The 18,938-nt window shown below is 42.5% G+C and carries 31 protein-coding genes and 1 tRNA gene; 12 read left to right on the top strand and 20 right to left on the bottom strand.

The window, feature by feature from the left end; all coding sequences use genetic code 11:
• The first annotated feature begins 93 nt into the window (after positions 1-93).
• Positions 94-258 carry a hypothetical protein gene (locus tag H6G77_RS27010; RefSeq protein WP_190673998.1) on the top strand — a complete coding sequence of 55 codons (165 nt, stop codon included), beginning with the start codon at positions 94-96 and terminating at the stop codon, positions 256-258.
• Between the two features lie 37 nt (positions 259-295).
• On the opposite strand, the gene H6G77_RS27005 is transcribed toward H6G77_RS27010, so the two are convergent.
• Positions 296-1,102, bottom strand: a complete 807-nt coding sequence (locus H6G77_RS27005; RefSeq protein ID WP_190674001.1) for a DUF2993 domain-containing protein — start codon at positions 1,100-1,102, stop codon at positions 296-298.
• Between the two features lie 678 nt (positions 1,103-1,780).
• On the opposite strand from H6G77_RS27005, the gene H6G77_RS27000 reads away from it, so the two are divergent.
• On the top strand, positions 1,781-2,101 hold the full coding sequence (locus tag H6G77_RS27000; protein ID WP_190592650.1) for a hypothetical protein: 321 nt from the start codon (positions 1,781-1,783) through the stop codon (positions 2,099-2,101).
• A gap of 204 nt (positions 2,102-2,305) precedes the next feature.
• Here H6G77_RS27000 and H6G77_RS26995 read toward each other — a convergent pair whose 3' ends face one another.
• Positions 2,306-2,575 carry a DUF3493 domain-containing protein gene (locus H6G77_RS26995; protein ID WP_190674005.1) on the bottom strand — a complete coding sequence of 90 codons (270 nt, stop codon included), beginning with the start codon at positions 2,573-2,575 and terminating at the stop codon, positions 2,306-2,308.
• Positions 2,576-2,608: 33 nt separating this feature from the next.
• Here H6G77_RS26995 and H6G77_RS26990 point away from each other — a divergent pair.
• Positions 2,609-2,680, top strand: a tRNA-Thr gene (locus H6G77_RS26990).
• A gap of 58 nt (positions 2,681-2,738) precedes the next feature.
• Here the strand turns inward: H6G77_RS26990 and H6G77_RS26985 are convergent.
• From H6G77_RS26985 to H6G77_RS26940, 10 genes are all read right to left on the bottom strand, one after another.
• Positions 2,739-3,083, bottom strand: a complete 345-nt coding sequence (locus H6G77_RS26985) for a hypothetical protein (protein WP_190873203.1) — start codon at positions 3,081-3,083, stop codon at positions 2,739-2,741.
• 95 nt (positions 3,084-3,178) lie between these two features.
• Entirely contained in the window at positions 3,179-3,622 is a 444-nt protein-coding gene (locus tag H6G77_RS26980; protein WP_190873202.1) for a hypothetical protein, read from the bottom strand.
• A complete protein-coding gene (locus H6G77_RS26975) occupies positions 3,619-4,125 on the bottom strand; it encodes a hypothetical protein (protein WP_190873201.1) in 507 nt (168 codons plus the stop codon). The genes H6G77_RS26980 and H6G77_RS26975 overlap by 4 nt, the downstream gene beginning before the upstream one ends.
• 2 nt (positions 4,126-4,127) lie before the next feature.
• Positions 4,128-4,523: a hypothetical protein gene (locus H6G77_RS26970; protein ID WP_190873200.1), complete on the bottom strand. Its 396-nt coding sequence runs from the start codon at positions 4,521-4,523 to the stop codon at positions 4,128-4,130.
• Complete coding sequence (locus H6G77_RS26965) at positions 4,523-4,834, bottom strand: hypothetical protein (RefSeq protein WP_190677964.1); 312 nt, start codon at positions 4,832-4,834, stop codon at positions 4,523-4,525. Before H6G77_RS26965 ends, H6G77_RS26970 begins: the two co-directional genes overlap by 1 nt.
• Before the next feature lie 32 nt (positions 4,835-4,866).
• Positions 4,867-5,256: a hypothetical protein gene (locus H6G77_RS26960; RefSeq protein WP_190873199.1), complete on the bottom strand. Its 390-nt coding sequence runs from the start codon at positions 5,254-5,256 to the stop codon at positions 4,867-4,869.
• 9 nt (positions 5,257-5,265) lie between these two features.
• The gene (locus tag H6G77_RS26955; protein WP_190873198.1) at positions 5,266-6,846 is read right to left on the bottom strand and encodes a hypothetical protein; all 1,581 of its coding nucleotides are present in this window, start codon (positions 6,844-6,846) and stop codon (positions 5,266-5,268) included.
• Entirely contained in the window at positions 6,837-7,232 is a 396-nt protein-coding gene (locus H6G77_RS26950) for a hypothetical protein (RefSeq protein ID WP_190873197.1), read from the bottom strand. Before H6G77_RS26950 ends, H6G77_RS26955 begins: the two co-directional genes overlap by 10 nt.
• Positions 7,213-7,461, bottom strand: a complete 249-nt coding sequence (locus H6G77_RS26945) for a hypothetical protein (protein WP_242049315.1) — start codon at positions 7,459-7,461, stop codon at positions 7,213-7,215. Before H6G77_RS26945 ends, H6G77_RS26950 begins: the two co-directional genes overlap by 20 nt.
• Entirely contained in the window at positions 7,461-8,135 is a 675-nt protein-coding gene (locus tag H6G77_RS26940) for a hypothetical protein (protein ID WP_190873196.1), read from the bottom strand. The genes H6G77_RS26945 and H6G77_RS26940 overlap by 1 nt, the downstream gene beginning before the upstream one ends.
• A 301-nt stretch (positions 8,136-8,436) precedes the next feature.
• On the opposite strand from H6G77_RS26940, the gene H6G77_RS26935 reads away from it, so the two are divergent.
• A complete protein-coding gene (locus tag H6G77_RS26935) occupies positions 8,437-8,634 on the top strand; it encodes a hypothetical protein (RefSeq protein ID WP_190873195.1) in 198 nt (65 codons plus the stop codon).
• A 1-nt stretch (position 8,635) separates the two neighbouring features.
• Here the strand turns inward: H6G77_RS26935 and H6G77_RS26930 are convergent, their stop codons facing one another.
• The 7 genes from H6G77_RS26930 to H6G77_RS26905 form a co-directional block, all read right to left on the bottom strand.
• Positions 8,636-10,474 carry a hypothetical protein gene (locus H6G77_RS26930; RefSeq protein ID WP_190873194.1) on the bottom strand — a complete coding sequence of 613 codons (1,839 nt, stop codon included), beginning with the start codon at positions 10,472-10,474 and terminating at the stop codon, positions 8,636-8,638.
• On the bottom strand, positions 10,431-10,598 hold the full coding sequence (locus H6G77_RS26925) for a hypothetical protein (RefSeq protein WP_190677984.1): 168 nt from the start codon (positions 10,596-10,598) through the stop codon (positions 10,431-10,433). The genes H6G77_RS26930 and H6G77_RS26925 overlap by 44 nt, the downstream gene beginning before the upstream one ends.
• Positions 10,599-11,402, bottom strand: a complete 804-nt coding sequence (locus H6G77_RS26920; protein WP_190873193.1) for a hypothetical protein — start codon at positions 11,400-11,402, stop codon at positions 10,599-10,601.
• Positions 11,403-11,671: 269 nt separating this feature from the next.
• Complete coding sequence (locus tag H6G77_RS36355) at positions 11,672-11,800, bottom strand: hypothetical protein (RefSeq protein WP_277880665.1); 129 nt, start codon at positions 11,798-11,800, stop codon at positions 11,672-11,674.
• Positions 11,763-14,033 carry a DnaB-like helicase N-terminal domain-containing protein gene (locus H6G77_RS26915; RefSeq protein ID WP_190873192.1) on the bottom strand — a complete coding sequence of 757 codons (2,271 nt, stop codon included), beginning with the start codon at positions 14,031-14,033 and terminating at the stop codon, positions 11,763-11,765. Before H6G77_RS26915 ends, H6G77_RS36355 begins: the two co-directional genes overlap by 38 nt.
• 68 nt (positions 14,034-14,101) lie before the next feature.
• Entirely contained in the window at positions 14,102-14,374 is a 273-nt protein-coding gene (locus H6G77_RS26910) for a hypothetical protein (protein ID WP_190873191.1), read from the bottom strand.
• Entirely contained in the window at positions 14,371-14,619 is a 249-nt protein-coding gene (locus H6G77_RS26905; RefSeq protein WP_190873190.1) for a hypothetical protein, read from the bottom strand. Before H6G77_RS26905 ends, H6G77_RS26910 begins: the two co-directional genes overlap by 4 nt.
• A gap of 81 nt (positions 14,620-14,700) precedes the next feature.
• Here H6G77_RS26905 and H6G77_RS26900 point away from each other — a divergent pair, with 81 nt between their 5' ends.
• Complete coding sequence (locus H6G77_RS26900) at positions 14,701-15,051, top strand: KGK domain-containing protein (protein WP_190873189.1); 351 nt, start codon at positions 14,701-14,703, stop codon at positions 15,049-15,051.
• 76 nt (positions 15,052-15,127) lie between these two features.
• Here H6G77_RS26900 and H6G77_RS26895 read toward each other — a convergent pair whose 3' ends face one another.
• A complete protein-coding gene (locus H6G77_RS26895) occupies positions 15,128-15,475 on the bottom strand; it encodes a hypothetical protein (RefSeq protein ID WP_190873188.1) in 348 nt (115 codons plus the stop codon).
• Between the two features lie 338 nt (positions 15,476-15,813).
• Between H6G77_RS26895 and H6G77_RS26890 the strand changes: the two genes are divergently transcribed.
• From H6G77_RS26890 to H6G77_RS26860, 7 genes are all read left to right on the top strand, one after another.
• The gene (locus H6G77_RS26890) at positions 15,814-16,056 is read left to right on the top strand and encodes a hypothetical protein (protein ID WP_190873187.1); all 243 of its coding nucleotides are present in this window, start codon (positions 15,814-15,816) and stop codon (positions 16,054-16,056) included.
• A gap of 36 nt (positions 16,057-16,092) precedes the next feature.
• Positions 16,093-16,458, top strand: coding sequence for a hypothetical protein (locus H6G77_RS26885; protein WP_190873186.1), 366 nt, complete (start codon positions 16,093-16,095; stop codon positions 16,456-16,458).
• A 75-nt stretch (positions 16,459-16,533) separates the two neighbouring features.
• On the top strand, positions 16,534-16,746 hold the full coding sequence (locus tag H6G77_RS26880) for a hypothetical protein (RefSeq protein WP_190873185.1): 213 nt from the start codon (positions 16,534-16,536) through the stop codon (positions 16,744-16,746).
• On the top strand, positions 16,736-16,948 hold the full coding sequence (locus H6G77_RS26875) for a hypothetical protein (RefSeq protein WP_190873184.1): 213 nt from the start codon (positions 16,736-16,738) through the stop codon (positions 16,946-16,948). Before H6G77_RS26880 ends, H6G77_RS26875 begins: the two co-directional genes overlap by 11 nt.
• Positions 16,949-17,111: 163 nt before the next feature.
• Positions 17,112-17,477 (top strand): hypothetical protein, encoded by a 366-nt coding sequence (locus tag H6G77_RS26870; protein WP_190873183.1) that lies wholly within the window; start codon positions 17,112-17,114, stop codon positions 17,475-17,477.
• Positions 17,474-17,881 carry a hypothetical protein gene (locus H6G77_RS26865; protein WP_190873182.1) on the top strand — a complete coding sequence of 136 codons (408 nt, stop codon included), beginning with the start codon at positions 17,474-17,476 and terminating at the stop codon, positions 17,879-17,881. Before H6G77_RS26870 ends, H6G77_RS26865 begins: the two co-directional genes overlap by 4 nt.
• Positions 17,874-18,938: type IV secretory system conjugative DNA transfer family protein (locus H6G77_RS26860; RefSeq protein WP_242049314.1), on the top strand; the 1,065-nt coding region annotated here is incomplete at its 3' end. The genes H6G77_RS26865 and H6G77_RS26860, both read left to right, overlap by 8 nt.

Here is an 18,938-nt window from a genome sequence, read left to right as displayed (position 1 = left end):
GGAAGTGCGTTACCTAACGTTCCCTAAAAGATTAGCGATCGCTCTGCAATTTTGGAAATACTGAAGTTAATAACATGCAACTTTGTAGTAAGTATGTCAGAAAATCACTTCGGTATTGAACAAACAAGACAAAAGAAAGAAAAAGAATCATACTCACAAACCAACGCCAGACTGCTTCGAGTCGAGCCAGCACGTTGCTTTGCTTCTCAAATTGGTGGCGACTGGCGTGGGAAACCCGCCCACGCAACTAACTCCTAAATTTGTTTATGGGGATGATCTTTTCACTTTTTACTTTTTAAGTTGCACTACCCCCGCTACGAGGGATACGTTCAACCTCCGCATATCCACTGAAAATTAATTTTTGCCCTTCAGTTTCTAAACGATTGAGCCGCATTTTGACTCCATCTAGGTCAAAGCGATCTAAATCAACCATATTATCTAAAATGTCTGCCAGCGCCACACTCAGGGTTTGAGAAATTGCTTTTTGCGTTTCTGGGACTTGCTCAAGGTCAATTTGGGGGTCTTTAAAAGAAATGCGTCGCCGCCTTTCCACAGCTATGGAAACTATCATATTTATGGGAACGAGTTCGCCATTATTTAAATCGGCTTTGGCGGTAATTCGCAGGTGATTTTCTGGTAAGAGTTGTACCTGAACTTCAGGAAAGGAAACTGGCTGACCACCAGATAATTCTGTTAAAGCAGGTACATCAAGGTTAACTAGGCGCTTTTTCACGAGTTCTGCCTTGAAAGCCTGGTTAATGCCTGTTTCGGATAATACTACTTGGGCGATCGCTTGTGTAGGTTGCTTCAGGCTTAATTTGCCACTTAATACCGCGCCAAAATCTATCGCCACTGCATCCGTTTCAAACGACATCTCCTCCACCGCAAAATCTTTGCGGATCACCAAGCCACGTCCGTTCATTTTGAAACTATCAATGCTACCTTGCAACAACTTACTGGAGGGATAGCAGCGTACCAAGACTTCTACTGACTCGCTTTGGGTAAACAGATGGCGAATCGTTTGGCTGGCCACTGTGTTGAGCATTCGCTCACCCCAGTCAGTGCCTTTAGGATCTTGTAAACCAGTTAGTCCGCCGAACATGAGTTAGTGCGTCTCTAGAAGTTCTTTGTACTTTTGTAACAAAATGTGAAGAATACAGCAACCCTCCAGAGATTGATTGTACTGATAACCTGACTTGGAATCGCTAATGTTTCTCTACGCAATGTGTTATATGTTACACAGATTGTCTAAGTTAAAGGAATAAATTTTTCTTGTTCTTGAGTCCTAAAAAAGTTAAAAGCGTCAAGCTAACAAACTGTTAGTTATGACGCTGGTGATTTTTTAGTTTTTTCCTAAATCCAGGGTCTTTAAATTGTATTTGACCCTATATAAAAATGATTTGTTTATCTTCAGGGTCTTTATATTGGCTGACCCCGTTTGAGTAATTATCATTTTCGCAGAGATTTTGATTTTTCCTAATTTCCTAATATTTTTTTTATATTTTCTCTCTTTCTATTGCAGATTATGTCAAAAAATTAAGAAAAAATAAAAATATTAAGTTATGTAAAAAGATGACAGATATTTCTGTCTAATCGCCTTCAATAATGCGAAACTCTTATCCCATATATCTTTGAGATATACTAATACTAGATATGAGGGATTAAAACAAATTAGTCTCAATCTTTGCTGATCTGTTTACAGCGTTGCAAAACACTTAATACATAATGGCAAGTGAAACGCTTGACACCCACTTAATCACTATTGGTGATTGAAATATCTATGTTAGAAACCAAAAACCCAAAAAATATCTCCAAAACAATTGCTATAGGCAGAAAATCTTCTTCTGGTAAAGAAAATGAAGCGATGAGAGCTATTGCATATAGCATGGATTTACTACTACCTGGTTTCTATGTATGGGTATTGGGTTTTAGTTTTCGCATTGGTGGAAGTTTACCAGATGATAGTCCTTATAAATATCCTGGTGAAATTCATAGTCAAACTGGAATTGCTTTAGTATTACCAGGGTATAGAATTTTTACGACTTATCAGGGTAGCTATGACCCTAAACAAACATCAGATACAGGGGCTAACAGCTTTTAATTGTACAGTTCTCGACTCCAATACTTTTGAAAATTTAATGACTCAAGCAGGGTATTCCATTTCAGGTAGCGCACCTGCACAATCCAATAGAATCAAAGTATGGTGGATTCATAGCGAATATCCAAGAGTCGAGTCTGTGTATAGTTCAGACAGGAAAATAGTGATCACGGCGTATCATGTTAACTGAATATTTATACTATTCCACTATTTAGGTAGTTGCCGACGTTTTTCCCAGCGCCACAAAAAGACCATCAGGGCAACAATTCCAACTTGCAATGCTAAATTCGGTAAAGCAGTCTCAAGTTCTTTGCCAGCAAGTACGCGAAAAAAGAAGACAAATGCACCAATAAAACTAGAAGCGCCCACAGCAACATAGATAAATTGCCGTAAGCCGCGATAAGGTGCAGCGATTTCTGCTTTCAGACGGGCATATTGTTCTGGGTTTAGGCGTGTTTTGGGATTTGGGTCTACCATTGGTAAATAATGCTATAATTTCTAATCGTGTATGCCGATGTGGCTCAGTGGTAGAGCAGCTGATTCGTAATCAGCAGGCCACGGGTTCAAATCCCGTCATCGGCTTGGGTTTCACAAGAATGATACTTTTAATTGACTAGATTTTGACTAATTCCGCTTAAAATCACTTACCTTTTAACCCTAATTTCTCCGGCTCCTGGGCGACCATACCCCGGAATCGCCGCAACTCATCCCAAGCCCTTGTGCTGATGTCGAGTGTTTTGCTGTGCTGATTGGCGTGGTAGTGAGTATTTTTGTAGCCAATATATTTGGCGATCGCGCTCAGAATAATTTCTTGCTCATTTGCTGAGTTGCCGTGTAACACGGCAATCCCGGCATCTATCGTCCTGGCGCAGCGCATCACCTCATCGGCGATCGCCTCTGGTACTCTGATTAATTTCGTCTTGCCACTGCGCCAACTACTGCCAGTTTCCCAGCTTGTCGAAGTTCTGCCACCTTTACCACTCATAAGAAATCCCTACATTGCCGTGTAACACGGCAATTGTAGAGTATACGGTGCATAAAAATCTTGAGCAAGTTACTAGAGTGAATCCCCAGAGAGACTCAATCACCATTGCGGATTCTGAAATTTTGCTGTTTGTGAAGAAAACCCTGAATATCTTTAATCTCAATTCTTAGCTCTTTAAAGTAGTCCTCAGCCTTTTCAGCCTTATGCTCAATTTTCTCTTTCAGCCCGTTTATTGCTAATAAATCAGCATCTTTGTGATTGACGTAATCTTGTAAGTGAATTTCAAACCTTTTCTCAAGAGTGAAAATCTTCTCACTTAAAAGTTTAGTTTGCTCCAATGCCAAAGCATGAGAATTTAAATCCTCTCGCAAATCCCGAAGCTTGTTAGTAATCGAATTAAATTTAGAAACGACCTTAACTGATGTTCCTACCAACATCACAACACTTACAGTTATCCCTAGAAAAATACTAGTTGATTCAAGGGTGATGTTCATCCCTTGCGGTTGAGGTGCGGTGTTGACAGCTATTACTGGTTTCATAGGCTTGTCATGGAACCATCTACACTGAACTCAAAAGGCATGTAGCATCTATTTGCTATCTCATTCCATTCGCTAACAGCAGATGATAAAGGATGTTTTTCTGTGGGAACAGATTGTAAGGCAAGATTCCACAACAAAATCAAATCATCGAGATTGAAATCTTGGCGATTAGTAACACCTAAAGTAATTGCTAAAGTTTCAAGTCTACGTACAGCGTCTTTATCAACCGCATCAGCAATAAACTGATTGTATCCAGTATTAGTTTGCATACTTCTATTAAATTCAGCCCAATTGATTTGAACAGGTGGTGTAATAGTTGTTTGTGGCTGAGATGTGGCTAAAATAATCTGATTATTATTTAATGTATACTGTTCAGGATTTGCGCTTAATTCTTGCCATTGCTCATTGGTGATTGGAATTGCTGCTTGAGGAATCAAACTATTAAGCTGGTCATTAAAAAAGCCACTAATTTTATTGTCAGAATCGAATGTAACATAATACATAATTAAATCCCTAAAGCAAAAACTTTAAAATTTGCGGTTGTAGTAACTGAATTGTTGAATTGATAACGAACGGTTGTTTGTGTATTGGTAGCTTCAACACGGTAGCCCCCATTAATTATCGCCCCGTTCGTCTGACTTCCTACCCATGAATAGATTGTGTTGAAGGCGACTGAGAAAATTGCTGAGGCTGCATAAATTGTTGCAGGAGCATAACTTTGAGATGCAACATCGATAGCACGCCATTGATATATCAATCCATTTGGCAGCTTAAACCAACCGCTATTAGTAGAGAAAGATTGATCAGCACCTAAGTTTAGCCAAGCACTAGCAGCATTAGCCAAATCATTTAAGTTATTAGCTTTTTGCAGTGCTGTGGTGTTGGGATTTGTTAAAGGCATTACGTCAACTCTCTCACCAAAGCATTACCGTTCGCTGCTGCCCAAATGCCCGAAATAGTTCCTGTGTAAGAAAAAGGAATTTCGTAATATCCATCAGCTTCCAGCATGGCGGTAAAAGCACTTGTAGAAGCTGTAACCCCAAATTCTATATATAATCTCGCTGTACTTCTATTCCAAATCGTTCCACCCTTCCGGCTACTATTTGAAGCCAAAAGCGAAATACTTGTAGTTGAAGCACTGACGCTGCTGGGCGTACTGGTGCTACTAGTCGGGGTGCTTACCGTTACAACTGAGGGATTAGATAAAGGCATTTATTTAATACACTCCAATATTTTTTGTTAAATCAACCTTCGTTCTTGAGCTTGCCTAGCTCCAGGAGCAAGGTTTGTCTCAACAAGTCTGGAGGCACAACTATGCTTTTTTCATTAATAGTAATTTCCCAATTTTGGCTATCACGTTTAAGCTTGATTTCTGTCGATAAATAATCAAGCCTGGCGTAGACTTCAAAGATTGATAATTGGGTTGGTGGAACAATTTTGATTTTCAAAGACGACTGGATAACACTATCTAAATAAGTATCAAGTTCTTTTTGGAATTGCCCTGTCAAAGCATTAATGGCGGTTTCTAAAGCCTTCTGTCTGTCACTATTAATGATTTCAGTTTTGGCTTGATTAGCTTGCCAAGCCGATTTTATGGCTTCTTCCATATCGAATTGAGGCAAAATAATTTCCATATTTCTCTATTAATTGGGTGATGTGTCTGCACCGGGTTTCTTGAGGAGTTCTAAAATAATTTCCTCAAAATTAATCGGTTTGGTATCAGTCCATAAATCTATTCGTTCATCTTTGCGGATATATCTTTTACCGTTGATAGGTATCCCAGAACCAGCCGCACCAGGAACCCGGTATTGATTCAAAATCGTGAAGTAGGCAGGGTAAACCCTAATTGGTTGTTTAATGTAGCTACCTGCTACATCTTCCGTTCTGTCTTCGCTGATAGTTGGTTTCTTGGTGATTTCGCCTTTACTTAGCGCGGCTAGTGCGCGTAGTCTGTCTTCTGCTTCATCCCCGGTTTGCCCAAAGCAAGCCATCCCTCGCCCATTGTCGAGAACTGTAAAGGCGCGATATCGCCCATACATATAGCCATTAGCACCGCCACAGGCTAATTTAATCCGTTCCCAATCAAGTTTGGTTTGGTCAATCTCCGGGACTACATAAGTTCCGCTAACAAGTCTGTCCTGCCCGTTCCGCTTTGTCCAAGGCGGGGTTTGGACGCTGAAAAACTGCACAATCAGCGTTAGGCTTCTGGGTTTGGCCCTCAGATATTCGTCAACGGGTGAACCTACAAAAGTACCAATGTCTTTGTACTCCATCAACTGGTAATTGGTCAGCGTTTGCACGATCACCGGCTTGAGTGCTTCTTGTGGGCCTGCGAGAATAATTTTTTGGTCATCAATGCTTCTATCAGGGGTTATTTCCACGTATTTTGTTTTGCCCATCGGGGGTAGTTGCTGTTGCCTCAACTTTTCGGCGGCTAAAAAAGATTCAACCGAGTTCGTGACAACATAACCAGCCTCTACGCACCCGTCCCAGGCTTCCTCTAGAAATTCCTCAACGAAATTTCGTAAGAAAGTATTAGGGATGGATTCAACAGCATTGTCAACCGCGATCGCAAAACTCCAAGGTTTACTTCCCTCCGCCCCCCAAGCCTTAATAGCTTTCTCTGCTTTATCACCGAATAGGCGCTGAACCAAGCCGACATTTGACTTAATGAATTTGCGGATATTTTTAAAACCCCAAAGCAGCAGCGATTGAGTCGCGCTAACAAAGGTGTACCGCACCAAATTAGCTAAATTAGCTAAAAATTCATCGGCTAATTCTTCGACTACATTTTCGAGGACGTAAGCACCTAAAGGTTCATTAAAAGCCAGGATGGTAGCGCCGGGAAGAACACCGCACCCCAAGTAACCGACCAAATTACCTAAAGTTCCACCAAGCAAGCCCCCCAAATTATCCCAGGCTTGTTGAATTTGCTGGTCGATAGTCTTGTCAGACATATTCCAGTCAAAATTCCAGATGAACTGGAGCGTGCTGGTAAACAAACCCCAAGCAGCCGAAAGCGTGAAATTAATTAGCCCGCCAATATTGGCAACCAGAAAACCAACTAGTCTACTACCAGCATTCCAGATCCAAGAGATGATGTTGTTTTCCCCTTGCTGGGTGGTCTGCTTGTCTTCAAAAGAACTTTTGAATTTTCGCTCACCAATGGCGGAACGGACTTGCCTTGACTCTAAAGCTGATTCAACAATATCGGCTAACCCCATAGTTCCTCCAATTTCACTTGTAAATTGGCATCTGGGGTCACGCCGATGTACCGGGAACGGCGGCGGCTAGTTTTGTAAACCTCGAAATCTCGAAAGTAAACAGATCGCTCTTGTAAGTCTTGAGGGATTGGGACTTCAAAAATCACGGGAGTCTGTGAAGGATAGATTCTTATAGCATTCCCAGTTTGGTCGCTGTTTGATGTCTTATAGCGGGGTCTAACCAAAACGTAACTAGAAAGTTTCGTCCAATCGTTGCAGATGAATGATGCTCGGATGGTGGCATTTGCACCAGTGGCGGTATTAGGGAGCTTAATCCACTGTTTTTTAACCGCTTCCACTGTGCCGAGGTTATTCCAAACGCCAATATCATCCGTAACAGTCGTCATCGTCGCCGCGTTCCTCTAGTAGCTGGTCGTACTCACCACCCTCGCAGTATTCCGCTAGTTCATCCTCGGTCACTACTTCTAGAATTCCACTCCCAGCACGGGCTACGAATGCAAAATCAGAGTTGAAATTATTCTGCCAGCCGGGAGGGAGTGAACTGTAGAGATACTGATCAAAAAAAGGATGCCCAGGCAGGATTAACCCTGCCTCAGTCTCAATTGGCAGTGTCATTAGTTGTTGTTAGCTGGCGCACTAGCTAAGATTTTTTCTTCAGATAAAATGTCGTAGCCTGCTTCAGAAGCACTACCCTGACTGCCTGTCGAGAAGAAACTAGAGAAAGTTGAGCCACTAGGTAAAAGTATTGCAGCCCTTCCAGGGTAAGGGATAGAAGCCCCGCTCACAAGCTTGCTGCGTTCAGTGTCAGTAGTGATATTTGTCGAGTTCTTTAAACCCAGTGCTGCACCGTAAGATTCAAAATCAGCTTTATTCATTGGGAAGCAATACAAGGTACCATCGCTCAACTCAGCGATTGCAGTTAAGCTTTGACGGGGTGAATTTGGAGCGCGTAAACTTACACCCGTGCGACTTTTTGATAAAGTCCAACCTGCTGCTTGAGCTAGTCCAATATTGTTGTATCCACAAAATGTAGAAACAGATTGCTGTTGCCCAGTCGGCGCACCAGTTTTTTTCAGGACTCTAGGAGGATTAGGTGCTTTAGCTCCAATTATTTTTAGTTTCCCGGCTGCAACCGCGTTTGGCTGTACGTGACCTAGAGCAGTTACATCTGCTGTTGTTATGCCTGGAAGAGAAGTTAAATCTTTGGGTTTAAATCCAAAAAACATTGAGTTATTAATAACAACAAAAACGAGGTTAGGACGTTTTTTACCGCGAGTATAAGAAGGCATAAATAGCTGAATCTCCACTTGTTCAATCAACAGTAATCGACGCTATTGACGACTGTCGCCAGCAGAAATACAGACATAAACGTAACGGAAATCCTAGTTACAATAAGCACTTTAAACCAACTAATAAAAATCTAATTAGCAGTTATTATTTAAAAAATGATTTTCAAAAATGGCATTTAGACCCCTAGGGGGCCAAAAAAAGACGAGACTTAAACTAGCCAGAAAAAAACGCCTCAAAAAGCGATGAGCAACGATGGAATTAATTATTTATCCATTACTCTGTACAACGAGCAAACGCACTATGCGTAGGCGTTACAGAAAAAAGAGGTATGGAATTAAGCAACCGTATCACTACGTACCCCAATACAGACTTATCAAACGCTTGATGCAAGAATTGGGATATACCGAGATACAAGTACGCCAACAAATATTTGACGAAAGGCTTTGGCTGCTACGCGAAGATTGGGGTGAGAATGCAATTACAAAAGCCGATGTTTAATTTATGTACTTTCACTTGTGTCTGTCCCAAATTCCCGAATTTTTGGTCTTTGCTCCAGGGGTCGGTCATAGGGGTGTAAATTATCGGTTATCCCTGGTTTAGAAATAAATCCTGTTTCGGCACTCTCCACAAATTCATCCCAGTCGCTCTTTTTAGGTGGTGGCGGTGGCGCGTCTGGGTTGTTTGGGTCTGGCGGTGGCGGAGTTTTAACAAAAGTGTCAACTGCATCTGAAAGTTTTACCGCACCTTTGAGAACATCTTTGATTTTTTCTAGAGGGCTACTTGTGCCAATGTTGCGGAAATTAGCAGCCCTGTACATAGCAGCCATTTCTAATATTGGGGCGATCAAGTCGTTGAGGTCGTTCTTGTCGTCATTGTCCCAGCCTTTTACCTTCTGTTCCCCAGGTTTGAGCATTTTATCAAGTTGTGTTTCACCGGGAATAAAAGTAAACGGTACTTGACGCTCGATTTGTTTACCTTTGTACCCAAGAAATTCTGCATTAGCAGCCCCATAATCACTAGCCAAAATAGCCGATTGCTTGGCGCTGCCAGCTTCAATCATTGCGTTTACGGTCGCTACTAAATTGGCGGCTGATTCGCTGCGTAGCACCAAAAGCAATCCCACTATTTCAGCAATTGATTCTGCTAGATTGGGCATTGTAACCGTTTGCTGTTGATCACCTTCTTGGGTGAGGTCTGCATCCTGAATTTTTATCTCTTGTGGGAACTGCCCAAATTGGGCATTGGTTTGAATAACAGAGTAGGCAATGTATTGCGCTAGACTTTCTATTTGTCTTGTTCCGCTATTTTTCTTAACCAAGCTATTTGGTACAGAAGCAGGTAATGGGCCAATTCTTTTTAATATCAGTCTTAACAGTTGGTCATTATTGGAATCGTTGTTACAACGGCACATACATTCACAGTCTTTTGGTGGTGGTGGATTGGGTGTGTTTTCACAAAATATATAGGGAACTCTAAATTCAACGATCTCTATCTCTTCGCTTTGGCGGTTTTCATAAATGTTCCTGCTACCCCACCGATTACATCCCTCTACAAAATCTCCGTAGGAATAGTAGACTCTGCCTAGCTCACTACTTACCTGAAACCTTAAGTAGTTGCCCGCATAGTTGCCGCTTCCTACCCCTTGACTGGTAATAATGAAGTCTTCTTCCCAAGAATTTTCATAGTCTATATCTTCAAAGTCATCATAGTAAGAAAAACTTATCCCAAGGGTAATTTTTGCCCTAACAGATACTTCCCTGCGAAGAAGTGGATCAAAGAATGTTTCCCCTTGTCCTCTGGAGGCTTTTATTAAAACGGTTTGATAGATTGTGGTACGTTCTCCACTAAATTCGTTTTTTTGGGTATTGGGAACCCAATACAATTCTCTGCTAATTGACTCCTTCATTAACAAAAGTCCGAGAAAATCGTCGCCCTCACATATATTTTTAGGGGGGATAGTAGGAACGACCTCGTTTCTTTCTGGTTTCCTTGGTGGCGGTGGGAGTCGGCAATCGCCAGGGAAGCGATAAACAAATTGATAAATTGGTAATTTGATGAAACCAAGTGATGGTGCAAATTGAACGCCGATATTGCACTCATCCTGAATTTTCGACAAGCCAAAATCAACAAAATCTCTAGTAAAGGGATTGCCACCACAATAGGGACTGTCTGGCCAGCGACTGCAATCAAAGGGTGAGACTGGCTGATCTGGAGTTGCATAAAATCCACCGCCAACAGGCTCAAGTCCTGGTAATGGCGACTCTGCTTGCTGTGGCGGTTCCCAGCCATCGTTATCAGGTGGTCTTCTCTGTCTCGGCTGTCGCTGCTGGCGTACCATTTCTAAATCTCACAATTAATCCATAAGAATTGTTGTGTAGTCTCTGATATTTATCCCGCATTATTTCTAAATCTGTTTTACCTACAATGCGGTAAGGCATTTTAAAATCAGCTTCGTCATTCATTTAAGATAGTTCAATGCCAGAAACAACTGAGGTTGAACTTGAAATTGCAGTAATTACGCCTTTGTAATTAATTTCTTGCGTTGAGTATTGAAAGATTCCGTAGGGTTTTAATACAATCCCTTTACCTATAAACGGTAATGCTCCTAAGTCCAAGTAAACATTACTATCTGATTCGTTGGAAATAATTACATTTTTTCTGTTTGGGTTTGCATTCAGTATTATAGAAACTTCATTATTCACGGTTTTATTAAAGGGGACAGAGCTATTAATTGGTGTGGGGCTGTCATCAATGCAAACTTCTTTGATGTAGCTACCGTGAATTGTTACAGTATCGCCAGACTGAAGCAACCCCCATCCTACATCTTTTAGCTGTACTCCTAATCTGCCATTTTTACCTAATTCAATGGCTAGATTTTGGGTGTACAAGTCCATGATGTTGTACACCCGGTAAGGGTAGCCGGCAGGATTTAACAAACTTATTGACCCTACAGGATGCCAATTAATAGAATCTTCCGATACTAATAAATCTAGTTGTTTTCTGGCTGAACTCCACTCTGTATTTAGTGATTTGTACAAGGCTTGTGTGTTGCTATCTTCTAGCGTGATGTCTGGAAGATTCGCTTCCGGTAGGCTGCTAATTTTCACATAAGCCTTGAGATTTTTGACAAAAATGTTTTCACTGATGACTGTTCCGGTATCAACACTGAAATCATTATCAGTAAAAATAGGGTAAACATTGGAAGTACTATTAATATCCAACTTCAAAACAATTGGTTTGGCTTCATTGATAGTAGATATCGCCATGATGTTTTTTTAAGGTCATATTTGATTGTTCCCATAAAAGTAAATTTGGTTTTACTGGGCTGACAATATGACAATTATCAATCGGGCATATCTTCCAGTTTTATGTAAAACACGCATATCTTCACGCAGGCTAAACCTTGCTGTACCTACGTTTCAGCACAAGTACAGCAATGCACAGGACAATTTATACCGGATTAACCACTCTGCATGGTAAATGCGGAAGTTGCAGCCCTAATTAGAGTGCCGATCGCCCGTATCTGCACTGATTGTTAAGATTGTATGAATTTTTCATTGATTGCACTATGCTGAGTGCGATCGCGATCGCCCATTGAAGTTGTATCCAGTAGGGCGATCGCATCCTCACAATTCTGGCTTGGCAAGTTGCTTGGCTTTGGCATAATCCAGCCGCCCAGACTTAAACTCAATCTGAAATTCTCTGCCATTATTTCGGAAACCAACAACCGCCACCAGTTCACCACCATACATTGCCAGCTTCCCTGTATTGGGTTTCCAATCGTCATCAGGTAACGGGAATAAGTCGGCTAGTGGCAGTTTAATCGGCTCGACTTCTTTCGGTTGAAACACATCAGCCTTTTTAACCGACGGATATATTTTCTTGACTTTGACTTGTTTACCCAGCGACCAAGACAGGTAAACATTGCCCTCTTCAATATTTTTATGGTGTATTGGTTTTGACAAAGGGGCATCTATTTTTGGTGGTTCGGGAATTGTAACGGAATGTGACAAGTGATCAACGGAAGTGATCAACTGATCAGAAGTGATCACTTCCGGTTGATCAGATAGTTTTGTTGATGTATCTGGATTTGAGGGCGAAGTGATCAACTGATCAATCTGATCAGCAAATTTTTTTTCTGCTTCATTTAAAAATTTTGGATTTTCATTGATCACTTGATCAGATAGCCTGTATCCCTCATCCTGTCTAGCGGAGGAAGTGATCAGTGGTTGATCACTTCCATTGATCAGTTGATCAGTTGTAATATTTTCTTTAGATTTCATCCTAGTACCGACATAGTAAACTAAAGCACGTTTATTTGATTGGCTTCTACCAGAGTTTACTAGCCCTTCATTAACAGCGCGTTTGAGGTCACGCCTTACCGAATCGCGGTTTAGTCCCAACGCTTCAGCCACTTCGCCTGATTCGTAAGGGATGCCCCGATTTTGTTTGAGGTACTGAATACATTTGGTCATGATGCTCGTGCTTTGGCTTTCAGCCCCAAGAGCGATCGTGTTATCTTCAACCCGTCCGCCAAACTTCCAGCCCCAGGACTCATCATCGTAGGTGAACTTGTAACTGCCTGGGGCGCGGCTACGGGTTTTGTCGATGGTCAAAACGTTGTAGGTTTCAATTTCGTTCTGAGTTTTGGTGAACTTCCACACCTCATCAACTGTGTTTCTAATTGCCCTGCTTCCTCTCATATCGCCATTGGCGTTGGAGTGGTGAATCACCAGGAAACTACAGCCAAATTCTTTGGCAACGTGGCGCAGTCTGACTAAAGGACGGGCGTACTCAGCCTCATTTTCTGAGTAAAGGCTGTCAACACTGATGGAGGTCAGCGAGTCGATGATCACTAATTTGGGGTGATGCTGCTTGAGCATGGCTTTGAGTTTGCCAAATTCACCGACTGACCACTCATCACAAATGTGTAAACGTTGTTCGCCATCTTCAATTAACTCTTGCATCTCCAAAAGCTTAGAAGTGATGCGTGGCCCTTGGTCAGTTTCAATTAGTAAGGTATTCATCGCGGTGAACTCTGTCCCCTCGTATGCAAACACGCCACCAGTAACAGCACTTTTAGCCAAGCTGAAAGCCAGCCGGGTTTTACCAACACCACCATCGGCATATAAAACAATGACTGATTCGGCGGGAACGAAACCAGGAATCAACCAATCTTGTTCTGACAATCCGTACTTCTCGAAGTATTCTTTACTGGTGTAAGTTTTTGTTTTACTCTTGCTGTCCAACCATTTAGCGTGAAAATCCAATAATTCTTTCTTATTACTAAACTTCCACTTTTTGGCTAGTTTTTTCATTAACCAGTCACGTTGAGCAGTATTTTCAATTGCCTCTACTTCATCTAATTCTTTACACAATCGCTCAAAAGCTACGTCATCAACTTTCTGCCAGTACCCCTTACCCTTAGCATTCCGTAACTGAGTAATTTTAAGTAATCTTTGTTCGAGGTTTTCAAGAATCCATGACAGTGGTTTTTCTGTTTCAAAAGCTTTGACTTCAACTTCCGTACTGAGGCTTACTAACTGCCTTCTAATATGTTTCTCTATGAGTAAATCAGCGTAAGCTTCGACGTTTGCACTAGAAACACAGCTATCGAAAAGAATAGCTAATTTATTTCGCCCACCAACTTTTTGTAGTAAATCATTATCTGCTAAATAGTTGGTGACAGTCGCCAATACTACTGGTTGTTGTTTCTTATACAAAGCTAATGCAGCTTTGTATATTTCTCTATGAGATTCAACATAAAATGCTTCTGGGGGAAGAGTTTCAGCTACTTGATAAATAGCATTAGAATCTAGTAAAATAGAACCTAATAGTGCTATCTCAACATCAATATTGCTCGGAGGTAGTGCAGCAAGCGTAGAATTTTGTATCATTTTTTTAATCCTTTTATTTGTTCTCCAGTTTGGCGACTGGAGTTTTTTTTTTGGACAGGAATTATTAACTAAAACAACACGCTATCAACATCTGAATAGCTGATAGTTTTCCCTCTGGAATTAGCATCATCAATGAATGATTTGATGATGGTGTAAGGGAAGCGCAGCATTAGGCGGGGAGGGTAGAAAGCCAGCCGAATTACGAATACGCTAGGGCATCCCCATGAGGCTGTTGATATTTGAACTGGCGGGTCTACTAGGCGAACTTCGCAGGCGTGGAATAATTTTGAGTGCATCGCGGCGTATTGCCACAGTCGCAGAAATAACAGCAGTTTTTTCATGGTTGGTTTGGTCTTTCTCCTTGCTCCATCCAGGTGGCGATCGCGCTGAGAACTCTGATTTTGTCGATTTCGGTTAAGTCCTCAATGTGGTCGTAGTCTTGCGTTTTAAGGCGGCTTTCCCCAGTTTTTTCGCGTATTTCGTAAAGTGGCTCGTTGGGGAATTTGAGAGATTCGATAATTGCTGTGGATAAATCCAGCAGGTAGGGTCGGCACAGTTCTAGTAGGTGGTCTTTGTTTTGTGTCATGGCGTAGCGGGAATTATTAGGGAAGGCGGATCTAAGCTGCGAACTTGATCCGCCACGCTGGCAAGTAAAAAGGAAAAATTAATGCGTGATGGAATTGTCTTGAGCGACAGTGATGTTGTCTCAATTCCTCGTCCTGCCGATGCTTCAATCTACAATTTTGGTCTGAAGTCAACTTTTAAGGCTGGCGAACTAATTGAAGCGGCCAGGTCGTGGATTGCGAAATCAGGACATGAAACTTGTTCTTACTCTACGTGGTTGAGATTGGATGGACTCAGATGTGATGTTTTAAGTCCTAGCGGTGGTGGATGGAAATCTGGTAGGGTTCGGTTTCGGATTGAATTTATTCCCGATGAGCCAGAAACTAAGCCCGATGAGCCAATCTCGCCTTTGGCTGATTTACGTGCAGATTTAGACATAGAGCCTTCCTCGTAATTTGATAACTTTGGCGATCGCGTTGGTGCAATCGCCACAAATAAAGCCGTCTACCCGCGAAATCGGTTAGACGGCTTTATTCTGCATTTTTCTCTAGTGAGTGAAGCTGATTAGATAGCTGTTTTAACTCTTCTAACTGTTTTCTTAGCTCGGCTGTCCGGTATTCGGACTCTTCAATTAGACCCTCAACCTTAGTGATCAGCCGATCAACTATTCCCCCAGGAGTTCCTTGTCCACCTGAGCTAGTGAAATTTCCCCCCGTCCAATCATCTCCACTAATTGAGATCGGCTCAATCCCATCTTCTCGGCTTTCTTGTCCAAACCCTCTACTCCGGTAGGAGTCAGCCCCAGGCTGAACTGCTTCTTGGTTTCCCCATATTCTCTGTGCTTGGCTTTTGGTGTTTTCGACATTTTCGGTAATCATGACGAACTTCTTATATAAGATTAGCAAGTCTTTGTATAGGATTTATTGTATAAGATGTTAGAGATAGGATAACATCTTATATAAGATTGATTGTAATCTCAATTATTCGCGCCAACCAGTAGAGATGGCAGCCTACAGCCAATGAGGCAACGAAAGACCTGCCCGCGCTGAGTGAAACCTTTTTTATGTACCCGATGCCCAAACCCCAAACCATGCAGAGATAGCAGCCTGCAAGCACTGAGCGACAGCAAAGACCTGCTAGGGGTGGAACGACAACCAACTATCAACAGCCAATGAGAACCCCAAACCTAATCCACCTAAAATCCCTTCAATTTGAAGTGATTCTAGACCTAACCCACATCAGCTACGCCAACAGAATAGATAACGTCTTGTGGATCTACTTTATTGGGGATGTCAAACCCCTCCAACTCCGCGACGAGATGGCCAATGCTGTCTGGAAATTTCTTAATGACTCCAGCACGCTGGTTTACCTAGAAACCCCAGACAGCAAAAACGCCGAAACCCTTACAGCCAAGGGAATCGGCGCTCAAACTAACAACGTTTCTGGACTTGATAAATAGACTTAACCACTAGTATTCCCAAACAACTAATCAACTATGAGCGAACAAGACACCATTAACAAAGCTTCAACAAACGGTAAATCATCCCACATTGCACCAAGAAAAGGCAAAGAAAGGAAGTGGAAGGACTTAACAGTTGACCCACTAGAGAAAGGTTTTGACAGCCACATTGCAGAATACGTTGTTGGCAAGTCACCAATCACATGGTCAACAGTCGAAGTCGGTCAGCTTTTTAGCCGTACAGAATCAGGTAAAAACATTTACGTAAAACTTAACGATGCCAGGGCTGTCAGCTTGGATACTCGTCAGCCCATAGAGTTTAAACCATCCATCCGGGCAACCAAGCAAGTTTGGCTAGTCACCAGCTTTAACTCAATCACGGCTTCAAAGGGGGATTTTTAAGGGCAACCGCACGATACCTTAGTGCGATCGCCCCGTGAATGACGTATATCGCTACATACATTCAATAAAAAAATTATGGACTACTTGCACAACGAAATCAACCGCGCAGGCTTCCCCGAAGGTCAACTTTTGGCGAATGGAGCAACCGCCAATGAATGCGCCGAAATTTCAGCAGCCTATCACCAAGGCAAACCAATGCCAGCGAGTGATAACCCCGTTATCAACCGGATAACAGAACTGCTGCAACAAACCAGTGGTTACGGGAAGTACAGCAAAGATGCAAAGTAGCCTGCCGCCAGAGCAATACGCCGAGCAAGCCACACTTGCCGCCAACGAACTCGACTTTGAACTTCACCTCTCAGCCTGTGAAGCCGAAGCCAAAAGCGGAATTCATGTGAGCTTTGAGCCAATGCCACAGCAGGCAGAAACTCAACCACAACAAACCAACTCGGTTTATAACCTCAACGAAATTCTCGACGCATTCAGCTAACAACCAGCCCCTAACATTTGGGGCTTTCCTCCATGAATAGTGAAAAACCAAGGTCTTATTTAAATGAAGCAATGTTGGCGCTGATGATCATGTTTTTGATGATTCCCTTTGCTGCACTAACTTTAAGAACTGCTGTTGAAATAGTTAGGAGTGACCAATACCAATGCCCGACGACCAACAAAAAATAATAGTTGAAATTCCCTCAGAGCGTGGTTACTCCGCACTCCCTACTCCCCACTCCCCACCAAACAAACTGGAGGAATTTAAGCAGGGGTGGATAAACGCGATCGCACTGCCGGATAATTTGAGTGATTTAATTTTTGATATCACCACATCAATTACTATCCCCGCCTTAATTAGCAGCTGCTGGTCAGCACTGCCCCTACCAGGATTTATCAGAGTTGGTGGATTACTGGCATTGGCAGTAGCAGCCCTGGTGCTATGGCAGATGATCAGCATTGCCGAAATCAAAGACTACTTAATATTTCGGCTAATTCTTGCCGCAGTGGGGGTGATACTGGGATTATGAGTGAATCTTACAAGGGTTTCACAATCGAATGTGAACGCACAGATGCAGCATCATCTTATATGTGGTGGGTTGTCGGTATAGATGGACACCCATACGGTTGTGACGGCAGAGAATACGAAAATAGTGGCGATGCTGAACGTGCGGCAGAGCAGTGGATTGACTGGTATATCAAATCATTGCCCAACACCGATACCATCAAAACCATTCTGGAAGTCCAAGAACGACTGAAAGCGATTGAGGAAGAGTTGCAAAAACTCACTAATTCCCCTTACACAAATCATTACAAGCCGTTTGATGAAGGGGCGAAGATGGTCACGCAGTTGTTCTGCGCTCTCGAAGATGTTACCGAATCTCTAAAAATCAACGAACAGATAATTAGAAATACATCAAGGGAAAATGGCTGAACTACACCCATCACAAGTACACCTGTACTTAAAAATGTACCATAATGCCAATAAAGCATCTTGGCTGTGCTGGGTTGTGTGCGTGTTGGTGCTGTGCGCTGCGGTTGATATTCGCCAAAAACAACTCAAACCTTGGCTGTTGATGGGGGCGACAGCTGCATTGTTTGGCGGTAAACACCTCCGTGAATCAGCCAAGCAATTAAACCTGATGCTAGGAAATATCGACCAAGCATCAAAATTGAATTTTCAAGCTTTAGCCAAAACTCAAACTCAACCCACTGCACAACTAACCTTGAACATTGCAGCCGATACCAACTGGCAACCACCAAACCTCATCACTGACCCGGTTGAATACATCCAAAAGAAACAGAAACACGTCGCATTAGTCGGTGGCACTGGTGACGGTAAGTCAACTTTCACCCAGTACCTATCATCCAAAATTGGTGGCCGAGTCGTAGTTTATGACAGTGACGCTAAACCAGATGACTGGAATTGGCTAGATCAAAAGGATGTCATTGGCAGAAAAGGCAACTTTAAAGCCATCGACACCGCAATGGGCAACGACCTAACCACCTTAGAAGAACTAGTAGAACTTCGAGGTGACGGGGGAGATAACGCGATTATTGGGCGCGATCGCTTTCTCATTGCTGAGGAATTCCCTCTGTTAGTAGATGAGTGCGACAATGCAGCCCGATGGTTTAAGAAACATCTCAAGCGGGGACGACGTTATAAGCAGTTTGTTTTGGCGATCGCCCAGAATGACACTGCTGAAAACTATGGCTTGCAAGGGGATAAAGAAACTTTGTACAGCTGCTGCTGCTTAGTTCGGTTGGGACAATTCGCCCGTGATTACGCTCGAACAGTTCTCAAAAATCCACAACTTGAGCAGTGGTTAAAAGCAGGTGGTAAAAAGCGGTTCATGGTCGATGATGTCCCGTGTGAACTGGATTTGAGCAACTGGAGTATGGGCGGTGGTGCTTTAGTGCAAATCTCCAGCCGGGGAAATGAGGCGGACAATTCTCCACAAATCGACCTCAATGAGTTTGAACAGTTCATT

The organism is Aulosira sp. FACHB-615, assembly GCF_014698045.1.
Lineage (GTDB): Bacteria > Cyanobacteriota > Cyanobacteriia > Cyanobacteriales > Nostocaceae > Nostoc_B.
This window is presented reverse-complemented; position numbering and strand designations above follow the sequence as displayed.